Below are 22079 nucleotides of genomic sequence, written 5' to 3'. Positions count from 1 at the left end.
TTTTAGAAGATAATATCATGATCATGAGTAAATGTCTATTGTAGATTTCACTTGTTCTGCACGCGCCTTCAAAAGCTGAAAGGAAAAAGGCTCTCAATCCAAACGCAACCCAAAATCTGGCCCTGCGCTCAGCCAACGCGAAAGAGTTCTCTGACCGCCTGCTCATAGTCTTCTCTTCGCCTACTCTTTCGGATTTTCTTCAGATAGCGGTCTCCCTCCGAAAAATGAGCTGTCAAATAGCTCCAGAGCTCCTTCATTCGATGAAGGGCATTGCCGTAACCATCCATAACCTGGGCATATCCCTCAAAGAGCTCACCCACAAAATTCTCCAGCTCCGCCCGGTCAGCGGGCGGTCCTCCCCGCATTTTCCGAAAGAGTGCCGGATCCCGCAGGACCCCTCTTCCGAGCATCAGGCCGTTAAAATGCCTCTGCGGATCATGGCCCTCTGCCCTGACCAGGATCTTTTCTCCATCCTCCGGTGTCAATATGTCTCCATTGTAAGAGACCGGAAGGTTATTCTTCTCCAGGGCCTTGCAGAAGCTGTCCTGATCAGGCATACCGGAGTAAGCAGCCCGGCCGACCCTGGCGTGAATCATCAGGCGGGCGATCGGATACGTCGTGTAGACCCGCATCAGATCCTCCATTTCTCCCGCGTCTTCCATCCCCAGGCGGGTCTTGACAGAAATCCGAACTGGAATCCTCTGACGTTCCAGCCCTTCAAAGACCCGGTCGAAAAACCGGTTCAGCTTAAGCGTGTCCTCCAGCATCCCGCAGCCTTTCCTCTTGGCAGTAACTGTAGGAGATGGGCAGCCGGCATTGAGATTGACCTCCTCGTATCCCAGATCCGACAGATACTGACATCCCCAGAGAAAGAGGTCCGGGTCACTGGCCATAAGCTGCGGAACCAGGCGCGGCTTGCCGGTCGCTGACAGGCCGATCTGATTGCACGGATCCACATCCCGCCTTTCCCGTCTTTTAAAGGTATGATGCTGATTGACAACCAGAAATGGCGTGTAATAGACATCCGCTCCCGGGAAGTCCTTAGCCAGGGCATTTCGAAAGACATAACCCGTCAGTCCCTCCATGGGCGCCATCTCCAGTTGGATCCCCTCTCTCATCCGATTTGCTCCCTCCTGGAAAATCCATTCCGCCATTCTAGAAAATGGCGAGCCAGCTCATCTAATCTGCTCCCCCTGAAAAATCCTTTCAGAAAACTCCTGTTCTTTGACCCTCCTCCAAAAAACATTCCTCCCTCCTGCAATCCAAGCTCTCCCCCTATAATCCCAGTTCTCTCGCGATCTCCTCAGCCTGATCCAGAACTGTCTCAAATTTCTCCAGGGCCTGGTCCAGAGGAGCAGGCGTATCCAGATCAACACCCGCATGGCGCAGCTCATCCAGAGGATGCCTGGAAGATCCCATGGACAGGAAATCCAGATAGCGTCTCACCGCGGGGACACCATCTCTTCTGATTCCCTCTGACAGGGCAACAGCGCTTGAATAGCCGGTCGCGTAGACATAGACATAGAAGGGACGGTAAAAATGAGGAATCCTTGCCCACTCATATTTGACCGCGTCATCAATGACAAGTCCATCCCCGAAGTAGTCCCGAATCAAATCCAGGTAGGTCCGGTTGAGAGTCTCCGGGTCTAGTGCTTGTCCTTCTTCTGCCTTCTCGTGAACAATCTTCTCGAATTCAGCGAACATCGTCTGCCGATAGACGGTTCCCTTGAAATTCTCCAAATACTGGTTGAGCAGAACCAGCCTCTCTCTCAGATCACTCGTCTTGCCCAGTAGGTTCTCGATCAGCAGATTCTCATTGACTGTGGAAGCTACCTCCGCCACAAAGAGCGTGTAATCCGCGTAGTGAGCGGGCTGATGGCTCCTGGCGTACCAGCTGTGCATAGAATGCCCCATCTCATGGGCAATCGTTGATACCGAGTCCAGAGTCCCGCTGAAGTTGGTCAGAATGTAGGGTTTGGAATGATAGGTTCCCGCAGAAAACGCTCCGCCCCGCTTGCCCGCATTGGGGTAGACATCAATCCAGCGGTCGGCAAAGGCCCTTTTGACGACACTTTTGTATTCTTCTCCCAGGGGCGCGATCGCGTCAAGAACCATTCGCCTGGCCTGCTCATAGGTGTAAGACTGGGCGGACTCGCCGACCAGCGGGGCATAGAGGTCATAATAGTGGAGCTCCTCCAGACCCAGCAGGCGTTTGCGCAGGGCGACATAGCGATACATGGCCGGCATGTGGCGGCGAACAGCCTCGATCAGATTCTGATAAACCTGATCCGGGATATGATTGGCCTCCATGGCCATGCGACGGGAGGAGGCATAATGACGCACCCTGGCAGTCGTCACCGCAGTCCTGACCGCCGTCGCATAGGTAGACGCCAGTGTATTGATATGCTGCCGATAGCCCTTGTAAAGAGAATCGAAGGCATTTTTGCGAAGAAGACGGTCTGCGGAGGACTGCAGTCGGATGTAGGAAGATCCGCTGACCTGATGAGATTTTCCCGCAGCGTCCACGGCGTCCTCGAATACCATATCCGCGTCCATCAGGTTCTCTGAAATATTGGCGGGGGCTCCAAAGACCTCTCCGTACTGAGCCAGAAGCTCCTCCTGATCCGCAGACAGAGTGTGGCTCTTCTCCTCCAGAAGATCCTCCATGGCCTGTCTGTAGTCAGCCAAAGCCGGATCTTCAACGATTGCCCTCAGTTTCTCTTCCTCCAGGGAGAGAATTTCGGCTTTCGCGAAGGAGAGCCTGGCCATGGCCCGGACGTACTTGCCATAGATCAGGGCATACATCTTCTGCCCGGCTGCCGCTCGGGTGTCTTCACTCCTTCGGAGCATGGCGTATTCAAAGAGGTCAGACAGGAGCAGCTCCAGCTTCTCGCTCTTGTCATAGAAGGCCCGTATACTTCCTGCGTCTTTCAGCTTTCCCTGAAAAGCGGCCGCCTCCTCGACCATAGGCTCCAGCGTCGGCAGGGCCTTCTCCCAGTCCTCATCGGAGGCATAGAGGGAGGATAAATCCCACATGTATTGCGGATCCATATCTCTGCGTTCCTGTAAGGTCTGACTCATATTTCCTCCTCATAAAATCAAACCGCATGTAAGCGATTCGTTCTCTTTCTTCATTTGGCTGTCATCTGATCATTTTAGCCTTTATCCGGTCTTTCTAGCTGCTATCCGATCCTTCTAGCTGTTATCCGGTCTTTTTGGCTGTCATCTGATTCTTTTATCCATCTGCTCTTTTTATCGGAAGCTTTCGACAATCGCCTGCTCCCAGGTCCCCGTCAGATCCTCAAGCGACCAGGCCGCATTGGCCGGACTGGTCGACGGGACCTGACGGACAGGGACCCGCCTGCTGCCGGGGCGCTCCCGGTAGAAATCATCCAAAAGAGGGGTCAGATACTTCTGAAAATAGCGGTAAGAGGAAGCCCCGTTGCAGAGAATGACGCGAATCGGGCATGCCGCAAGCAGCATGGGGATATCCGATGGGATGACATTTTTAATAGAAGCATCCGATGATCCCTTGATATCGCACTCAGAAATTGTATCCCAGGCGGCGATTCGATTGGTATGCAGAAAATGCCTCTTCTCCTCCCTGCTCCAGGGAAAATCCGGAAAAGTCTCGCGCAGAGAAGCCTCCTGGTCAGCGCTCCTGGCCCAGGACACAGGGGGAGCAGTCGCCACTTCCGCTTTCTTTCCTGCGCCTTTATCCCTCTCTCTGGCGCCCTCTGCCATTTTCACTCCTGCCTTTACTTTCTTCCCTGTATCCTCGTTTCCTGTGTCCTCCGCTCTCTGCTCCGTTTCCTTTCCCTGCTCTGACGACGTTTGGGTCTCTAAGCATCCCCGCTTCTTCAGAAGATAGAGCACCCTCCAGAAACGATTCTGTGGGTGCCCGTAATAAAAAGCTAGCTCCCTGGACTTGACGGAGGGAACCGATCCCAGAATCAGAATCCGGGACTTCTCGTCATATTCCGGGCCAAAATCCTCATGTGTGACATGGCTGTATTCCAATGCTGCTCCTTTTTTGCTTTTAGAGGAATCCGCCCCTGGACAGGGCCAATCCCTTGTGTGCCAGGCAAATTATATTTTCGATCGGAAATCCTGTCAAACCCGGATCCTGTGGTAGAATGAGAAGAGCAATTCAGGAGGAGATCAAATGTACATTCAGCTGAAAAACCAGGTTCTCTATTACGAGAAGAGCGGGCAGGGAGACCCCATTCTCCTCCTGCACGGCAACGGAGGAAGCCACGGAGAATTTGACGTTCTGACCGCCGACCTGGAACTGGACTACACCGTCTACGCCATGGACTCCCGGGGACAGGGCCTCTCCGCAAAGCCGGCGGAATTCCACTACCAGGATATGGCGGACGATGTTGTCGGCCTGATTCAGGCCTTAGAAATAAAAAAGCCCGCCATCTATGGTTTCTCTGACGGCGGCATCATCGCTCTGCTCGTTGCCTCTCAACACCCCGACCTGGTCTCCAGTCTCATGATCAGCGGAGCCAATCTCTCACCCAGGGGCGTGAGCTTCTTTGTCCGCCAGCATATCAGACGGCTTGCCAAAAAAACCGGGGATCCCCTGCAGACCCTTATGCTGACCGAGCCTCATATTACGAGAGCCGATTTAGAGAAGATATCCTGCCCCACCCTTGTTTTGGCCGGCTCCATGGATCTGATTCTTCCCGCGGAGACCAGAAGGATCGCCGAATGGATTCCCGATTCTCAGCTTATGATCCTGCCCCGGGAAACCCACTCCTCTTATGTCCTCCACTCCGACAAGCTGGGACCCATCCTGCGCAAATTCTTAAATCCGGATTCATTCTGACCTCTGTCAGCCAATATCTTTCGGTCGGTGGCCGGCAATCTTTTCTCCTCTTTTATATCCCCCTTAGAGTGTCCCCCATTCCGGAAATGCTTTTCCCTCTTCCGTAACCATCAACCACAGTCAAGGCAAGAAGAGATACAAGGCAATCAACGCAGAGGGAGAAAAGCGTATGGTTTTAACTGCCGTCATGTTATAATGTTTTGGATATTTCAGACGATGGAGATGATACAGAGGTAACTATGTTATACGCGATTGGTAAGAATAAAATTGTTCGGGCTGATAACGACGGCATTTCTGTGGCGGAAATTCACTTTCATGAGACAGCCCCCCATGTCTATGAGATCACTGAGGTGCTGACCGCAGCACCCGATGACGATGATCAGGATCTGGACAAGCTCATGTCCAAGATGGTCAGCCACATGCGCAAGCACGGCAATACCATTTACAGCAGAGATGACTTCGCTCAGGAGTGGCTGGAGGATCACCCGGAATCACATGACATCTGGCGTGACGCCCCCTCTAAGCACACCTCTGTATCAGAGGCGGTCTCACAGATTGCCGAGTCATTTCCCGAGGGCAGAGCAAGCAGGGAGGATAGCTCAAATGAGGATCTCTCAGACGGTCGTCCCCCCGAAAAGGGCTTGACCGCCGCGGAGCTTCCCTCCAAGGGAGTTCGCAAATTCGGACGTTTCCTTCAGTACCTGTCCGTTCTCGCCATGCTTGGCATTGTCGCTCTCTTTGTCCTGTCCGCTGTGCAGAATATCTCGACTGTCTCAGAGACACTGAAGGACTCTCCCACAGGACTTAACGTCTTCCGCCTCGCCACCCTGATCACCCCCATCATCGGGATTCTTCTGGCTCTGTGGATCCTCTCCCGCAGAAGGTTCACGGTTGATGGCGTTAAAACCCGCCTGGACTGCGGGCGCGGCGCCTTCCCCTTCACCATTCTGCTGATCGCTCTGATTCTGACCCCCACGGCTTCTCTCTACCTGGCCAACCTCATGCAGGCCGGTACCCATGCCGGTCTGGCTATGGGACTTCGCAGCTTCCTGACTGTCCTCTCCATACGGGCTGTGCCTGAGGGCGGACTGGCAGCGGCAGGTCTGCTTCTGAGTATCATCCGGCAGTTTGTGGGGAGATAAGGATTGACAGGATCAGATGGATTTTTCCCTTCCAGAATCTTCGCTTGCCATAAATCTCCACTCGCCATAATTTGAGACAATTTTACCTTTACAGAATTCTCACTTGCCAGGGGGCCGCCACACATTCGTGCGACGGCTCCTTTTTGAATTAGTGAAATCCGGCCGCCAATCGGATTTTCACCGATTATAAGATCTCTACTCGTCGAATTTCACCCATGGAAATCCGCAGACCATCCTCCATGCAGAGGCTTCTTTCATTCAAATCCAATTCCTTCAGATACCCCCGGTATTTCCGATATGTTCCTCCCTTCTTACAGGGATCTGCCTGGAAATATTCGATTTCTATCTCTTCCTGTCCCGGGCTTTCCAGGATCATACGGAGCTTCTGATCCAGCTCCAGACGGGCACTCTCTGTCAGATCCGTCTTCTCTTCTACCGGACGGGCTGTCCTGGCAAGCTCATCATCATAGCCTGACAAGGCGGAAAAGGGGGCGAATTGCGCCGCCCGGATTCTGTAGTCCGCATGTGGATGTCTGCGCACCCCCTTCCAGTCCGTGTGAATGATATCTCCATATTTCTCCAGGACAATCTGATCTTCTCTCATCTCAGATTCCAGGGGATCAATCCCATCGGTGTGGCAGCGGGACTTCCCGGAATTTGCTCTTATTTTTGGACCACTGTCCCCTGCTCCTTCTCTTACCATCTCCATCCCCTCTCTTGTCAGAATTTGCTCTTATTTTTGGGCCTATATCCCCTGTTCCTTCTCTTGTCATCTCCTGACGGGCCCTTGTCCTTTCAGCCCGGCGGGGTTTGGGATCTGCTGTTGGATCCGTGGAGGAGGCCGACTCTGCGCTTTAAGCCCGGTGTCCCCCGATCTGCGCATTGCGCTCTCTTGCGTTGGCTCCTTCCTGCAGATCTGTCCCCCGCAGAACGGCATTCTTGCCAAAGCGTTTTTTTAGGGCAAGAACCGCCTCCTGCGCTTTCTTTTCCCTTGCCTCCTCTTCCCTGCCCGTATCCCTCCTGTCCTCTTCGCTTCCCATACCCGTGAAAAGCTCCAGCTGCTCATACTCCATCTGCCTCTCCTGCCCCTCCGGCAGGATGTGGGCCGCCTCCAAAGTCAGCCTGCGTATCAAGAGTCCGGGATCTGTGATCTGATCATACAGGTCTAAGAGGTAACGACTGATCAGGCGCTGAGAGGACGTATGACGGGGCAGACAGCTGGAAGCGTGGGCGGACTTAGGCACCTTGCGCCCATAAAAATCCGTCTGAACCTCTCCCCGATAGCGGCCCCTGATGGAAGAGGACTCCAGATTGCTGCGGTCATAGCCCACCGTCAGAACTATCTGATCCGTCAGGCATTTCCTGCCGATCAGGTCTAAGACCAGACTGTCACACATCTCCCGCAGCAGAACGCGGGCCCTTTCATTCGATGTCGCCTCCTGGAGAACCTGCCCGATTCCCAGGGACTTGCTCTTGGGATGATAGGCGCGGTAATCCGCGATGGTGACCGGCTCCCTGCCCCAGGCATGGTCGATCAGATACTCCGCATTGACGCCAAAAGCCCGAAATAATACGTCCTCATCAGACAGGGAGAGGCGGGCGATGTCTCCCTGGGTGTAAATGCCCATGGAGGCCAGCCTGCGCGCCGTCCCCCTCCCAATCCTCCAGAAATCTGTGAGAGGAGTGTGATTCCAGAGCATGCGCCGGTAACTGAGCTCATCCAATTCGGCGACCCGAACCCCGTCCCCATCCGCGGGCACGTGCTTGGCCACAATGTCCATAGCCACCTTGCAGAGATACATGTTAGGAGCAATGCCTGCCGTCGCCGTAATTCCCGTCTTTACAAGAACATTCCGGATGATTTTCGTCGCCAGCTGATGCGCCGTCAGCCCATAGGCCCTCAGATAATGGGTCACATCTAAAAAGACCTCGTCGATGGAATAGACATGAATATCCTCCGCCGCCAGGTAGTTCAGATAAATCTGATAAATATCGGCAGAGACCTCCTCATACCGTCTCATCTGCGGCCTGGCTACAATATAATCCAGCTCCAGTCCCGGATTGGCCGCGAGCTCCGGGGCCAGACAGGAACTCCCCTCGAAGGCTCTGCCGCCGATCGCGTGGCGTCTGGCCGCGTTGACCTGCTCTACCGCCTGTATCACTTCAAAAAGTCTGGCCCTGCCGGCGATGCCACAGGCCTTGAGGGAGGGGGAAACCGCAAGGCAGATGGTCTTTTGGCTGCGGCAGAGATCTGCGACCACCAGATTCGTCGTCAGAGGATCCAGCCCCCGCTCCCAGCACTCCACAGAGGCATAGAAGCTCTTCAGGTCGATCGCGATGTAGGTGTGCTCCTGTCCTTCTGACATCTCTTTTCCCCTCTTAACAACTCCTGCCAACCTTATCCGCCAATGATCCATGGATCAGAAGAGGGCGACCTTCGGCCGCCCTCTTTCTTCTCTTTTCCTCTTGTCCGCTTATCATACAATTGAATAGGCGCTCCGCGCATATTCAATTGTCATAAATCACTGCCGAATCCACTTCTCCCAGTCCTGAATGATCAACCTGTCATCAAAGTAATTGATCCGCATGGCATCCCTCACCTGGGCCAGGGTCTCATTGGTGCATGCGACTGCATTGGCCGTGCCCCGGGCCAGGATGTCATAGACCGCGGGAATGTCCGCTTCCCATCTGGCGCGCTCAGCGCGGATGGGAGCCAGGCGCTCCTCCATCACCTTGATCAGAAACTTCTTGCACTTGACGTCTCCCAGTCCGCCCCTGGCATAGTGGTCTTTCATCTCCTGCAGATTCTTATAGTCGGGCAGATACTCCGCAAAGTGGTCGTCATGGCAGAAGGCGTCCAGATAGGTAAATACCATGTTTCCCTCAATGTGACCGGGATCCTCGATGTTCACATGCTCCGGATCGGTGTACATGCTCATAATCTTCTTCTTGACGGTTCCCGCGTCATCCGACAGATAGATACAGTTACCGAGGGACTTGGACATCTTGGCCTTGCCGTCGATCCCGGGCAGGCGGCGCTGGGCCTCCGTCTCCGGGAGAAGAATATCCGGCTCTACCAGGACATCTCTCTGATAGGTCTGATTGAAGCGGCGGACAATCTCTCTGGTCTGCTCGATCATGGGTTCCTGATCCTCACCGACCGGGACTGTCGTCGCCTTAAAGGCAGTGATATCCGCCGCCTGAGAGACGGGGTAGGTAAAGAAACCGACCGGCAGGCCCTGGGCATTATCATTCTCCCCCTCCGCGGAGGAGAAGCCCCGCATCCCCATCTCCGCCTTGACCGTCGGATTCCTGGACAGGCGCTGGGTGGTAACCAGATTCATATAATAGAAGGTCAAAGCATGCAGGGCGGGGATCCCGGACTGCACACAGATATTGGACTTGTCCGGATCAATTCCAATGGACAGATAATCCAGCGTCACCTCGATGATATTATCCCGGATCTTCTGGGGATTGTCCCAGTTGTCTGTCAGGGCCTGGTCATCGGCGATCAGAATATAAATCTGATCAAAGGCGCCGGAATTCTGCAGCTCGACCCTCCGCTGCAGAGATCCCACATAGTGACCCAGGTGAAGCTTCCCGGTCGGTCTGTCCCCGGTCAGGATGATTTTCTTCTCGCTGTCTTTCGCTAACATCGCTCTCTCCTATCGAATCTATGTTCTATATACTAGCATTTTCTTTCCATTCTCGCCAGAGAAATCTGTGTTCAAGTCCGGTATGGTATCAGGAGATCTCCAGCAGCTCCAGGACCATCGGATCCCGATAATCCCTGATGACGGGAATCCGCTCTCTGGCCACCTGCTCGGTCACCTCCTCTGACATGGACCTGCGATCCGGCGCATAGAGAACTCCCTTCATTCCAAGAGCCCGGGACCCCGTCACATCATGAAGAAAATTGTCCCCAATGAAGACGCAGTCCTTGGGATCCACATCCGCCTCCTTAGCACAGTAGGCAAAGAACCCTGCTGACGGCTTCTCAAAGCCGGCCAGCTCCGACGGAATGATCTGGCTGATCAGGTCGGACAGACCCAGACGGGCGATTTTCTGGTACTGGGGAAAGGCGGTCAGATTCGTCCCGATCCCCACATAGATACCCGCCTTCTTCAGCTCCTTTAGAAGCCCAATGATCCCCGGCTCCGGCGCTAAATATCGGAAGGTCACCTCCCAGTAGATCTCCTCCAGACGTCCGGCGTGTGGACTGGCGGGATACCCCTCTTCCTCTAAAAACATGGCGTTTCTCAAGGTCCTGGAATGGCAGGCCAGATTATCGCTGCCCAGGCGCTCCTGGATGGCGTCCATATAGCGGTAAATGCTCTTATGATAGGCTCTCCTGTCCCCCTGATAGCCCAGCTGCTCCCTCAAATATGCCACAGAGGCTTCTTCTGCCGCCTGATTACAGACGCCAAAATCATACAGGGTATCATCCAGGTCGAAAAATACGGCGCGATCTCGCATGGCCTCTCCCTTCATTCATGACTGCATCGCAATGAATCCCTGCCATTATAACGCAAGAAGCTGTGAAAAAACGAATGGAGCCATCATATTCTCCCGCGCGCAAAAGCAGGCGCGCGATTTGTGATGGCTGTCTTCGTATTTCACAGCTGATGGTCTCTTTTCCTCTCCCCGAAAGGGGCCTCTTTTCTCCCGCTCACAGGCCGGCGACAATCCAACCTCTGCCCGTCACTTTATGAAGCCAACCTGCTTGCTGATGAGGGCGACCTGGTCATCCTTCTTCCTGTTATACTCCACCTTCTTCTCTTCAAAGTAATTCCTTCCATAGGAATCAATGGATACAATCAGGGGACCAAACTCCCTGACATGACAGTGCCAGAGCGTCTCCGGCATGCCAAGATCCTTCCACTGAGCCTCCACGATTTCCTCAACCTCCGTCGCCGCGACAACCGCGTTCCCCGCGGGAAAGACACAGTGAACCGCTCCGAATTCCTCACAGGCCCTCTGCGTGTTCTCTTTCATTCCTCCCTTTCCCAGAATGACGCGGACACCGGTCCTCTTTACAAATTCATACTCGAACTTCTCCATCCGCATTGAAGTCGTCGGTCCCACCGATACCATCTGGTAATGGTCTTCGTCCAGGGGACGAATGATAGGTCCGGCATGAAGAATCGCGGCGTCCCGGACATCTACCGGAATCTCTCTTCCCTCTTCTACGACACGGCGGTGAGCCACATCCCTGCAGGTCGTGAGATCGCCTGTGAGATAAATAATATCGCCGATATGAATGTCCTTCAGGTCTTCCGCGCTGACCGGAGTCCGAAGAATCTTTTTCCCATCTCTTATTTCAACAGCCATGATCCTGTTCTCCTTTCTGATCAATTCTCTCTGTATTCAAATCCCGTATGCGTATCAATTGAGAAATTCAGATCTCTGTCAAAGACAATGTGACCTCTCCTATGGCTCCAGCATCCCACATTGACGGCCACTCCGATCGCGGACGGATGACGGGCTGTATTTTCAATGTTCACACCCATCACAGAATAATTTCCTCCCATTCCCTGGGGTCCAAGGCCGATCGCGTTAATGCCGTCTTCCAGAAGTCTCTCCATCTTGGCTGCGTTCGCGTTATCATTGTGGGTGCCGATCGGGCGCATCAGGGCCTTCTTGGAGTTCATCGCCGCCGTCTCGACAGATGTCGCAACACCAACGCCAACCAAAAGCGGCGGGCAAGCATTCAGACCATAGGAGGTCATCCGGTCAAGAACGAATCTGGTGACGCCCTCGTATCCTTCTCCGGGCATCAGAACCGTCGCGTTTCCCGGGAGCGTACAGCCGCCCCCCGCCATATAGGTGTATATTTCGCACTGATCAGAATAGGGTACAATGTCCCACCACACGGTCGGCGTCCCCTTTCCTACATTTTTCCCGGTATTATACTCGTCAAAGGTCTCCACTGAGTTATGACGAAGGGGGGTATTGACCGTCGCCTGGATGACGGCCTGCTTCAAAAGCCCTTCCAGCTCGTCGATCAGAGGAAACTTGCTTCCGCATTTCACCCAGAACTGAAGAACGCCCGTGTCCTGACAGGATGGCCTGTCTAAAGCCACCGCGAGCTCCTGATTCCGAAACATGGTGTCGTAAATCACCCTTGCCATCGGACTGTCTTCCTTGTCCCGAAGCTCCTCAAGCTTGGCGATCACATCGTCCGGCAATTTCTTGGCGGTGAAGCCCACAAACTGCGCCATGATATCAGTCAATTTTCTAACCTGTAATTCATTCGACATTTTTTCCTCCTCTGTATTGAAAATCACTCGGATGCCATAAACCGTCTCCCGCATGTCATCCATAAGGTCATCCTGTTGTCAACCGCACTCTCTCTTCACGGCCCTTCTCACAAATCCGTCTTCGCGCCTCTTCTCACGGGAAGAAGGGGAAGGCGATCGGAAGAATAATCATGCTGACCACCGTCGCAATCGCAATCAGCGGAAGTCCTGCCTTCACATAATCGTTAAAGCGGTATCCACCCGCGCCTAGGACCATCGTATTCGCCGGCATTCCGATCGGCGTCGCGTACGCGCAGGAACCGCCGATGACGCACGCCATCAGTACGGCCTTCGGATCCGCCCCCATCCCCTGGGCGATGGAGAGACAAATCGGAGCCATCAGGGCAGTTGTGGCCGTATTGGACATGAAATTGGTCAGCGCGCAGCAGATGATGAAGACGACAAAGGTGAGCAGATAGGGCGAGGGATTGGATCCCAAAAGGCCGATCACGCGGTCCGCCAGCATCTCGCCGGCTCCGCTTTTCTGAAGGGCGGACGCAAGGGACAGGGTGCCGCCGAAGAGGAAAATCGTCTTCAGATCAATGGATTTCAATGCGTCCTTCTCGGAAATCACTCTCGTTACCATCAGAAGAATCGCCCCGATGCAGCCCGTAATACAGAGTTTAATCCCAATCTGATCCTCAAATATCATTCCGAGCAGGGTCGCGAGCAAAATAACCAGAGACAGGACCTTCTTCCACTTGGGGACATGGTCAAAATCCTTCTTGTCATCAAACAGCGACCCCTCATCCGTCACATCATGATTCGGCAGGAGCTTGTAACCGATGGTCGCGTAGAAGATAATTCCCGCCGCAAGAATCGGAATCCCCGCGATCGCGTACTCGAAAAAGCCGAATTTTGTGCCCAGTGATTTCTCGAGAACGCTCTGGGCGATCATATTTCCCGGCGCCCCGATCAGCGAAAGATTGCCTCCCATGGCCGCCGCAAAGACCAGGGGCATCAGAAGCCTGGACCTCTTAAAGCCGGATTTCGCGGCAATTCCGATCACGACCGGTATCAGGATGGCGGCTGTTCCTGTATTGGAGAGAAAACCGCTCATCAGGCCGACAATCACCATAATTGCGACGATCAAGCTTCTCTCTGTCCTGGCGAACTTTGTGACCACCCCTCCGATGGCATTTGCCATTCCCGTCTCGAACAGAGCGCCTCCGACAATGAACATCGCCACAAACAAAATCACGTTGCTGTCGATAAAACCCGAAAAAGCGGTTTTTACATCGAGGACGCCCGTCACCGTAAGGCCGATGCATACGATCATCGACGTCAGCCCGAGCGGGATGACTTCTGTGACAAACATGATGATCGCAAAGGCCAAAAAAAGTAGCGTAATAACTGCTGGACTCATAGATCCCCTCCCTGAAACCTGTTTGATACCTCAAAAGCTCTTTGATGGTCCCATCATAAGCCGTGTATATTCATTTGCATATTTGATTAAAATGAGCCTGGTATAAAGAAATTTAATGTTGTCAAAAACAGAGCGTGAAATTTGTGCACACCTCATAAAAAACAGGCTATACTGTCTATAAGACCCAGCTGCCACTTGCGCAATCCGGGCCAAGACAAGCTCTTTCCTATACCGGAGAACAGGAGCCCTGACATGACCTTAAATCAACTGGCATATTTCTGCGCTGTGTGCCGTTATCACAGTATCACCAGAGCCGCAAATGAGCTCTACGTCTCCCAGCCGACCATTTCTGTCGCGATCCGAAATCTGGAAAACGAATTTCATATCCGCCTCTTTAATCACGGGAAAAATCAGCTCGCTCTCACTCCCGAGGGCGAGGCCTTCTACAAAAAGGCCGACCATCTCCTGCACTACAGTCAGGACCTCTATTCTGAGTTTTCTCTGACCGCAAGAGGAAATGAATCCATCCGGCTGGGGATCCCGCCAATCCTGAGTACGGTCTTTTTCCCAGAGATCATGCTTGCCTTTCAGGAGAAAACGCGTATTCCCCTGCAGCTCTTCGAATACGGTTCTGTTCGTGCCTGCAAAATGGTTGAGAGCGAGGAATTAGACCTCGCCATCGCCAATCTCGATTTTTATAACGTGGACAAATTTCATTACCAGGTCATGAAGACGGACAGTCATGTATACTGCGTCTCCAAAACAAATGCTCTGGCCAAAAAAGACTCGATTACTTTTGAAATGTTGGCAGACCAGCCCAGTATTCTCTTCAATACCGACTCCGTACAAAACCGCACGATCATGTCCCGCTTTCACGCCGCGGAGATAACCCCCAATATCATCATGTACAGCAGTCAGATCAGCACTGCCAGAAAATACATCCTGGAAGACATTGCCGGGGCCTTCTTCTACTCCTCTGTCCCCCTCGCCTGTGACGACATCATAAAAATTCCTATCGAGCCTGAAATCACAAGCAGGATAGGAATCATATGGAAAAAAGGGGTCTATGTGAGAGACAGCGTGAACCGTTTTATTGAATTCGCGAAAACATATCAGCTCTAGTCCGCCCACTCAGCGAAAATGTCTGAGTTCCTTCTTGATCTTGGTAAAATCCTGGACCAGCTCCAGGGTCCCCAGGAATTTGCCCTCCCGGTCACGGACTGCCAGGTACTGGATCTTGACCGGCTTGAGAGGGTTTGGAATCCAGCGCTCATAGGAGTCTCTGCTTCCCTCCTTGAACTCACTGATCAGCTGCTCGACAACGGGGCGGATGCGGACCGGATGGCAGTCATAGACCTTGCGGCCCAGAGCAGACCTGGGTCTGGCAAAAACCTTGCCCTGGTTCGAGAAGAACTGATTGACATCATCGGCGTCGATGAAGGTGATGTCAATGGGAAGCAGGTCGAACATGGCCTGCAGCTGGGCAAGAGACATCTTTCCCTGCTCGAACGTAATCATACCCTCAGAGTCAATCGAGGCTCTGGCAGCGGCTCTCTTCTCCTCCAAGAGCCTGTCTCCCTCCTCCCAGTGGGGGATGGAATCAATGAAAACCGGCCCCATTTCAAAGAGATCTTCATAGACCAGAAGCCATTCCTCCCGGGTGAAGTGCTCCATAGCCATGGGCAGAAGGATCTTCTCCTCCTTGTAGATCATTTCCTCCATGCGCTGGTAGACAGCGGCAATGTCCTCTTTGACGGCATCAAACATGGCCTGGGCGCGGTCATTTTCCAGAGCGGAGGCCAGAGAAGAAGACAGACGCCCCAGCTCCGCCTTGATCTCATCGTCCACTCCCCACATGACGTTGCTGGGGCCGGAGATACCGTAGCGCTCCAGCGGGGGCATGATGGATTCTTCCTTTTTGCCATAGAGGACGCGCACCCGCTTTAAGTCGGCCAGCTCCTCCTGGATCTTCTTTAAATCTGTCCCGAAGCCCAGATCCAGCCTGGCCCTCTTGAGCTTCTTCTCCAGGGCGGCGTTCTCCCTGTGGAAGTAGTCCACCGGATGTCCCTGAGGGATTTCATGTCCGGCCTCAGCGCTCTTAGCCTCCTCTTCCGCCCAGACCTCCGCCTCGGTCTTGCCGTGGAAGAGGGCGGAGTGGAGATCACAGAGCTTCTGTACCTCTCTGGGATCCATCCCGTCACTGATCAGTGACTGCTCCGCCTCCGCGATCTCGTGGACAGAGACGGACTCAAAATTCCGGATGAAATCTCTGCGGACTGACTCCAGATCCTCTCCCTGTCCCACACGACTGATATAGTCCTTGAGGAGGCTGACCCTCTCCTCTTCTTTCCGCTCTTCGGGCATCTTCCCGTCGGCGGCCGGACCGGACACAGTCTGCGCTTCCTCTGAGACCTGATCCCCGCGACGCTTGTCCCCGGGATCCGCGGCTTTTTGGCTGGCTGACTCTTTCCCCTTTTCCCGCTCTCTCGAGAAAGTCTCCGGCAGGCCGATCACACGAAATCCGGCCTCTTCAAAGCGGTTTACAATCCGCTCCAGGGGAATCCCCTTGACTGCCGCCCCCTTGGGCACCGTCATCACCTTCCCCATCAGCTTTAGGGCCGTCGGAGAGGTGATCTCCTTAAAGCCTAAATCTTCCATGATCTCAATAAAATCCGGATCCTCTTTTGCCAGATCAGCCACCTTCTTGTTGAAATCCAATACGCGAACCATATGCACACCTCCCGGCTCTTCTCTCTTGATTCGTTCGTGGTTACTTTCTGTTGACGGTCCAATCATAGCCTGGCAGATTTTCTATTTCTGTTGTAACTCCAACGATTATAATTTTTATACAACTATTTGCTCCATCCTACATGATCCAAGCGGATTCCACTATCGCAAACCGTAGCATATGCCCTCCATGGCACTCCATATCCGTAAAAATGCCGCGGCCCGAGCGCATCCGCCCTGCCGCAGCATTCTGATTCATGACAGGAAAAAGCATGCTTAACACATGCTTTCCTGTCTCTTTATAACGATAAATCCCCTGTGAAAGATCATATCAGTCAAGCGGATTCCACGAGCAGATCCAGCTGTCTGAGCACATCCGAGATCTTCTCCACAGGAATGATCTGAAGCTGGTCTTTGACCTCATCGGCCACATCACGCAGGTCCTGCTCATTATCCCTGGGGATAAAGACCGTTTCCACACCCGCCCTTTGGGCTGCCATCAGCTTCTCCGGCAGTCCTCCGATCGGATTGACATTCCCCTGCAGAGATACCTCCCCTGTCATAGCATAGTGGGGAGAGACTGATCTTCCGGTCAAAAGAGAAGACAGGGCCGTCACCAGGGTAATACCTGCGGAGGGACCATCCTTTGGCGTCGCTCCGTCGGGAACATGAATGTGAAGATCATTTTCCTCAAAGAGCCTGGACTGCTTGGGATAGAGGTTTTTGACCAGGCTGACGGCGATCTGGGCGGACTCCTTCATAACGTCCCCAAGCTGCCCGGTCACCTGTACCTTGCCGCTGCCCTTGGTAAACATGGTCTCAATGTAGAGAATGGTTCCGCCCACCGGTGTCCAGGCCAGGCCTGTAATAACGCCTGGATTGGCCGAATCCCTGACCCTGTTATGAATCATGGGGTTCATGTCCAGAAAATCAGGCAGATTCTCTCCCGTCACCTCAACCAGCTGATCCGGCTCCTCCAGATGCCTGACCGCCGCCGCCCGGCATATGGTATCCATATGCTTCTTGAGACCGCGGACGCCCCCCTCTCTGGTATAGTCCTCAATCAGAGCATGGATGGCATCGTCACTGATCGAAATCTGGTCGCAGCTCAGTCCCACCTTATCCAGGCTCTTGGCGAAGAGATGCTCTCTGGCAATCGCGTACTTCTCGATGGGCGTATAGCCCTGAAAAGAGATCACTTCCATGCGGTTTAAGAGGGGACCCGGAATCGTATCAAGGGAGTTGGCTGTGCAGATGAAGAAGACGTCCGACAGGTCATAGGGGACATTCATGTAATGGTCGGTGAAGGTATTGTTCTGCTCCGGATCCAGCACCTCCAAAAGAGCGCTGGCGGGGTCTCCGTTGTAGGACTGGCCCAGCTTGTCAATCTCATCTAAGACCATGACCGGATTGGAGACGCCGGACTTGCTGATCCCGTCCATAATGCGGCCCGGCATGGCTCCCAGATAAGTTCTCCTGTGACCGCGGATATCCGCCTCATCGCGAACCCCTCCCAGAGAGACACGCACATATTCCCGATCCAGCGCCCTGGCGATCGATTTGCCGATGGAGGTCTTACCGGTCCCGGGAGCGCCGACAAAGAGAAGGATCGAACCGGCCTGCTGCTTCTTTAGGTTCATGACCGCGATCTGCTGGATGATACGCTCCTTGACCTTCTTTAGGCCATAGTGATCCTCGTCCAGAATCCTTCTCGCCTTGTTCAGGTCAATGTCAGCCGCCTTCTCCCTCTTCCACGAGAGCGAAGTAACAAAATCCAGGTAATCATAGAGCATACCGGATTCCTGAGAGTTCTGTCCCTCCTGCTTCAGGCGATTTAAGACCTTTTTCGCCTCCTTTTGGGCATCTCCCTGCATTCCGGACCGATCAATGGCAAGCTCCAGGCGGCGAAGATCAGACACACTGTCCGGGTGCATCTGATCCAGCTCCTTCTGCAGATAGTCGATCTGCTTCTTGATGGCCTGCTCCCGGTAAAGCTTCTGATAGTCCTCCTCCTGGGCATTTTTCGCCTCGGTGTTGATCCGGTTCATCTCCACATTCTGGTAGGCGATCTTCTCCGCCAGCTCCATGCGTTCCCGGTTGGAGTCGGCTGCCAGGAGCTCATAGCGCTCCTTAGCCCCCTCCATAATCCAGGGGCTCATCATGGCGATGGCCTCATTCATACTATTGATCTGCGCCAGATAGGTGCGGATTCCGCTCTCCCAGGGCTGGCCGGCCGCGGCGCGAATCATCTCCTGCTTGAGCTTCATCAGATGTTCCTTCTCCAGCTCCGGATCAAGATCATCGATCGCTTCCCGCCTACTGACCCCCAGTTCAATGCTGTGATCGCTGTAGACGGTCACCTGGTCCAGATTGCGGCGCTCGCCGGTGTGGATCACCAGAAAACCGTTCTCCGGGCTGTGCTCAATCACCTCTCCGGTCACCCCGATAGGGTAGAAGGAATCCTCCGCAAACTGGTCCCGGGTCTTTCTCTCCCTCAGGGCGATCATCATCACCCGCTCCCCGATCTTAGGAGATTTGCCGGTCATATTCTGATAGGTCTCGGTGCGCAGGTACATGTTGGCATCCGGCACCAGGACGATATTATATACTGGAACAACTGTCATTCTATTCTCCTATCTCTCACAGATCCGGTACTCCGATATGTGAGGTGATTTAATTCTATTTCTATTGTTCAAAATATAATCAGCACTCGATCTGTCCTGTTGCTAATTTATTGCTCCATCATACGCCCTTGGAAAAAACAAGTCAAGAGCGTTCTTTGTCTCGAGTCCTACTTTTCTGCAAAATGACTTGTTCAATTCGAAATTTGGTAATTTTGAACAATATATCTCTTTTATCAGTTTATATCCTTATGTTTTTTCTCTATTTTCTATAATTGAATAGTAACTTCGATTTATTATAAAAGTATGAGATATTATCTCTTATTAATCTTTAAGTTAATAGACAGTGTATCTGTTTTGTATAAAAACTGAACTTTCCCTTTGGAGGTGATGGTCTATGAAGAAACTTCTCCCCTTGCTCCTCGCAGCTGCCTGCATCCTCTCCTCCTGCAGCTGCCTTCCACCTGGCAAGGGCTGGACGAAAGAGCTCTCGGATGGTTTTTGTCTCTTCTACCAGACCGCCAACCAGCAGGGATCCTTCCAGAGCAATTATATTCTCACGGTTACTCTTCCTGCCAGAGAACTGCCCGCCGATGTTCGAAACCGCCTGATACAGCTTCCTTTGACGATCTTTTCCTGTCTCCCAGGCAGCCCAGGCGAGAAGACTACCAGTCGAAATCCGGAATTTCCATGCACCTGCTGATCTACGACAATGATACCATGCTCTACTTCCTCCACGAGGGGGCCGCCTACTGCTATGCCCTTCACAGCAGTGATCCAGGCGTGGTTCATGAATTTGCCGACAGCATCTCTTAGCAGGCTCTGCATGTTAAATTTCGGGATTTATCAACACGTTTTGTCCTATAACTCCTAATTACTTCATTGATACATTACGCCCCTTTCTATAATAGGGGTAGAGGGCGGGGCAGGCTACTATGTTGAAAGATGAGCAGCTCGAGGTGATCGAAAAGAGGTATTAACGGCAAAAGAGGTTGAAGATGTTAAGGGTGAGAAAACGATCTTAGGCGGGTTGAAAGGAGTGCCTTATAAGGATTTTGAAGCTGTGAAGCGTACCGCAATGAAAGTCGATCAGATTTCTGCAGAGCGTGATCGAGCTTTAGCCAGGGTAAAAAATCAGATCAGAGGGCTGATGCTGCAGAAGCAAAGGCAGAGCAGGTCTATGCAGAAGCTAACAGACAGCTTAAAATAAAAATAGCTGAAGTAGAGCAGGATAGACCTAGCATAAAGTTGCAGATGGAGAATAGTCATCTCCGGAAGGAAAATCAAAGTTTGAAAGAAAGGATCGTAGGTCTGGAGGAACTGGTTCATAAGCTAAAAGAGATTATTAAGGAAAAATTGCCGGAAATTTACAAGTCAATTGTGCAATCAAAGCAAAAAACGAAAAAAAGAGGTTTGGAACGATAGAAAAGAGATTGATGGTCCTCGAAAGGATCCCTCAATCTCTTGATATGCTCATTTTATTAGTTTAAGTGCAAATTCAAGATCATCCTTTTGAACCATTATTGTATATCGAACATCATAACTTTTAGATGTTCTGCCTATGCCAGCTATTTTAGATGAGTTAAATGAATGCATCCGAAATGGCATTTTAGCCTTTATTTTGTAGTCAATATGGTTTTGACTAAGAATGTCTATAATGCAATTTTTCCTTTCCGAGTTAATATTTGAGCATAGTGAAGAATATTTGAAAAGCATAATATCACCTTATTGATTATTTTGTTGCTGTTACAAAAACTTCTATTGTGTGTGGCGTCATCCCCGTAACTGAAACGGTGGCAGATGTAAATGCTCTGGCACCGGTCATGGCATCTTGAGAAGCGGGATACCAATTTACCCAACCCCAGCCAGTAGTATAGCTAAAGTAATTAGAGGTTGGGTACTTGTGTGCACTGTGTGAGAAGGGGGCTCCATCGCCATAATGAACTTCTCTATTAGAAATATTAATTAGGCTAAGGGATGGAACCCAACTACCACTGACGCCGTTGACTCGAATTTTTCTACCAGATCGATCGTAGTTAATTTTAACAGTTGCTTCAACATCGGTTTCAGTGATCGATGTATCAGAATAAAAAGGTATAATTCCAGGTGTTGGTAAAGTGAAAGTGGCAGTCGCTTCTTCAGTTATACTATTACCGTCATTTATAGAAATATGATTGGAAATTTTTTGGGGCGAAATAATAATTGTTTCACCGGTAATGTCATCTGTAATGACGGCTGATATGTTGGAAAAATGGGAATCTGTTGTGTTGTTAAATTCGTTTGGAGCTGCCAATACTGGAAGTGAAGAAAATATCAGTATTGCAGAAACCAAAACCAATGATATGATCTTTTTCATGATAAAATTATCCTTTCTGAGAAAAAATTGATGAGTTCCAAAATAGAAAAATATATCCATTGGATTCACCCCCCTTTGTCAGCATAAAAAGGATGTATTTATAAGAATATGATAATATATATCGGGGAGAATGAATAGACTGGTTATATCTGAAACACAATAGTATAATTAAAACGATAAGCTCATGAACATATACTGTTTTATCATAAAGATAAAAAACGGGTTATAGGACAAAACGTGTTGATGGCTAATCCCATTGATCATAGAATCTGTCCACCTTATGAAAGTCACTCCAAACAATAGCATCTCCCCATATCGAAAGATTTTTTTCTAGTTTTTGCTTCTCACTCATCTTTTTGTATATGGCAGCTATGCTCTTGTCAGTGGGCATTATATTTAATATTTCAGACAAGGAAAGCGGTTCTGATGAGTGCATGTAACACCACCAGTAAACCGCTTTTATTCGTCTCTCAATTGAAAGTCCTCTATGGTTTCTCAGCATCTCTCTTAGCCTAGAATTAACGCCTCCCTCAATACGATTATTCATAGATGGAGGGGTAAAAGTCTCGCTTCAAATCATCATCGAGATAGGTAAAGATGGTGTTCTCTCTGATCAGCTTTAATAGTGATCTTTCTGCTTTTAAAAGCCTCTCGTGCGTGGGCCTTTTCTTTCCGTTCTCATCGATGGTCATCTGGCTTAAAAACTCTTGATGCTTATGGGTCCAGTATACAAA

General features: G+C 51.7%; 17 protein-coding genes and 1 pseudogene. 4 read left to right on the top strand and 14 right to left on the bottom strand.

The genetic code is table 11. The features are described 5' to 3' along the window. Window positions 1-128: 128 nt before the first annotated feature. The 3 genes from HMPREF1508_RS03780 to HMPREF1508_RS10705 form a co-directional block, all read right to left on the bottom strand. Entirely contained in the window at window positions 129-1154 is a 1026-nt protein-coding gene (locus tag HMPREF1508_RS03780) for a tRNA dihydrouridine synthase (protein WP_084640234.1), read from the bottom strand. 121 nt (window positions 1155-1275) lie between these two features. Beyond that, entirely contained in the window at window positions 1276-3081 is a 1806-nt protein-coding gene (gene pepF, locus HMPREF1508_RS03775) for an oligoendopeptidase F (RefSeq protein ID WP_044959527.1), read from the bottom strand. Between the two features lie 171 nt (window positions 3082-3252). Beyond that, complete coding sequence (locus HMPREF1508_RS10705; protein WP_049906878.1) at window positions 3253-4020, bottom strand: uracil-DNA glycosylase family protein; 768 nt, start codon at window positions 4018-4020, stop codon at window positions 3253-3255. Window positions 4021-4165: 145 nt separating this feature from the next. Between HMPREF1508_RS10705 and HMPREF1508_RS03765 the strand changes: the two genes are divergently transcribed. Together HMPREF1508_RS03765 and HMPREF1508_RS03760 are read left to right on the top strand one after the other, a co-directional pair. Continuing rightward, window positions 4166-4834, top strand: a complete 669-nt coding sequence (locus HMPREF1508_RS03765) for an alpha/beta fold hydrolase (protein WP_044959526.1) — start codon at window positions 4166-4168, stop codon at window positions 4832-4834. 239 nt (window positions 4835-5073) lie between these two features. Beyond that, window positions 5074-5976 (top strand): hypothetical protein, encoded by a 903-nt coding sequence (locus HMPREF1508_RS03760; RefSeq protein ID WP_044959524.1) that lies wholly within the window; start codon window positions 5074-5076, stop codon window positions 5974-5976. A gap of 184 nt (window positions 5977-6160) precedes the next feature. On the opposite strand, the gene HMPREF1508_RS03755 is transcribed toward HMPREF1508_RS03760, so the two are convergent. The 7 genes from HMPREF1508_RS03755 to HMPREF1508_RS03725 all read right to left on the bottom strand — a co-directional run bounded on the left by HMPREF1508_RS03755 (window position 6161) and on the right by HMPREF1508_RS03725 (window position 13641). Beyond that, window positions 6161-6679 (bottom strand): hypothetical protein, encoded by a 519-nt coding sequence (locus HMPREF1508_RS03755; RefSeq protein ID WP_156923173.1) that lies wholly within the window; start codon window positions 6677-6679, stop codon window positions 6161-6163. A gap of 151 nt (window positions 6680-6830) precedes the next feature. After that, a complete protein-coding gene (locus HMPREF1508_RS03750; RefSeq protein WP_044959522.1) occupies window positions 6831-8342 on the bottom strand; it encodes a Y-family DNA polymerase in 1512 nt (503 codons plus the stop codon). Window positions 8343-8498: 156 nt separating this feature from the next. Next, window positions 8499-9632, bottom strand: a complete 1134-nt coding sequence (gene trpS / locus HMPREF1508_RS03745) for a tryptophan--tRNA ligase (protein WP_044959520.1) — start codon at window positions 9630-9632, stop codon at window positions 8499-8501. 88 nt (window positions 9633-9720) lie between these two features. Further along, window positions 9721-10452 carry an HAD family hydrolase gene (locus HMPREF1508_RS03740; RefSeq protein ID WP_198015559.1) on the bottom strand — a complete coding sequence of 244 codons (732 nt, stop codon included), beginning with the start codon at window positions 10450-10452 and terminating at the stop codon, window positions 9721-9723. 225 nt (window positions 10453-10677) lie between these two features. After that, a complete protein-coding gene (gene ttdB, locus HMPREF1508_RS03735) occupies window positions 10678-11307 on the bottom strand; it encodes a L(+)-tartrate dehydratase subunit beta (protein WP_044959517.1) in 630 nt (209 codons plus the stop codon). Window positions 11308-11327: 20 nt separating this feature from the next. Next, a complete protein-coding gene (ttdA, locus tag HMPREF1508_RS03730) occupies window positions 11328-12236 on the bottom strand; it encodes a L(+)-tartrate dehydratase subunit alpha (RefSeq protein WP_044959596.1) in 909 nt (302 codons plus the stop codon). 133 nt (window positions 12237-12369) lie between these two features. After that, window positions 12370-13641: an SLC13 family permease gene (locus HMPREF1508_RS03725; protein WP_044959515.1), complete on the bottom strand. Its 1272-nt coding sequence runs from the start codon at window positions 13639-13641 to the stop codon at window positions 12370-12372. 252 nt (window positions 13642-13893) lie between these two features. Here HMPREF1508_RS03725 and HMPREF1508_RS03720 point away from each other — a divergent pair, with 252 nt between their 5' ends. Next, complete coding sequence (locus HMPREF1508_RS03720) at window positions 13894-14763, top strand: LysR family transcriptional regulator (protein ID WP_044959513.1); 870 nt, start codon at window positions 13894-13896, stop codon at window positions 14761-14763. Window positions 14764-14772: 9 nt separating this feature from the next. Here HMPREF1508_RS03720 and HMPREF1508_RS03715 read toward each other — a convergent pair whose 3' ends face one another. Continuing rightward, window positions 14773-16371, bottom strand: a complete 1599-nt coding sequence (locus HMPREF1508_RS03715; RefSeq protein WP_044959511.1) for a DUF438 domain-containing protein — start codon at window positions 16369-16371, stop codon at window positions 14773-14775. 332 nt (window positions 16372-16703) lie between these two features. Continuing rightward, window positions 16704-18992 carry an endopeptidase La gene (gene lon / locus HMPREF1508_RS03710; protein WP_044959508.1) on the bottom strand — a complete coding sequence of 763 codons (2289 nt, stop codon included), beginning with the start codon at window positions 18990-18992 and terminating at the stop codon, window positions 16704-16706. Between the two features lie 687 nt (window positions 18993-19679). Here lon and HMPREF1508_RS10630 point away from each other — a divergent pair. Further along, complete coding sequence (locus HMPREF1508_RS10630; protein WP_278244577.1) at window positions 19680-19805, top strand: hypothetical protein; 126 nt, start codon at window positions 19680-19682, stop codon at window positions 19803-19805. Window positions 19806-20721: 916 nt separating this feature from the next. Here HMPREF1508_RS10630 and HMPREF1508_RS10150 read toward each other — a convergent pair. Both HMPREF1508_RS10150 and HMPREF1508_RS09885 read right to left on the bottom strand, forming a co-directional pair. Then, complete coding sequence (locus HMPREF1508_RS10150) at window positions 20722-21345, bottom strand: hypothetical protein (protein ID WP_198015558.1); 624 nt, start codon at window positions 21343-21345, stop codon at window positions 20722-20724. Between the two features lie 247 nt (window positions 21346-21592). After that, a pseudogene (locus tag HMPREF1508_RS09885) lies at window positions 21593-22079 on the bottom strand (IS256 family transposase); the annotation flags it as partial.

The organism is Shuttleworthella sp. MSX8B (assembly GCF_000524295.1).
Classification (GTDB): domain Bacteria; phylum Bacillota; class Clostridia; order Lachnospirales; family Lachnospiraceae; genus Shuttleworthia; species Shuttleworthia satelles.
The sequence above is the reverse complement of the archived record's forward strand: the minus strand, read 5'-3'. Positions and strand labels throughout refer to the sequence as shown.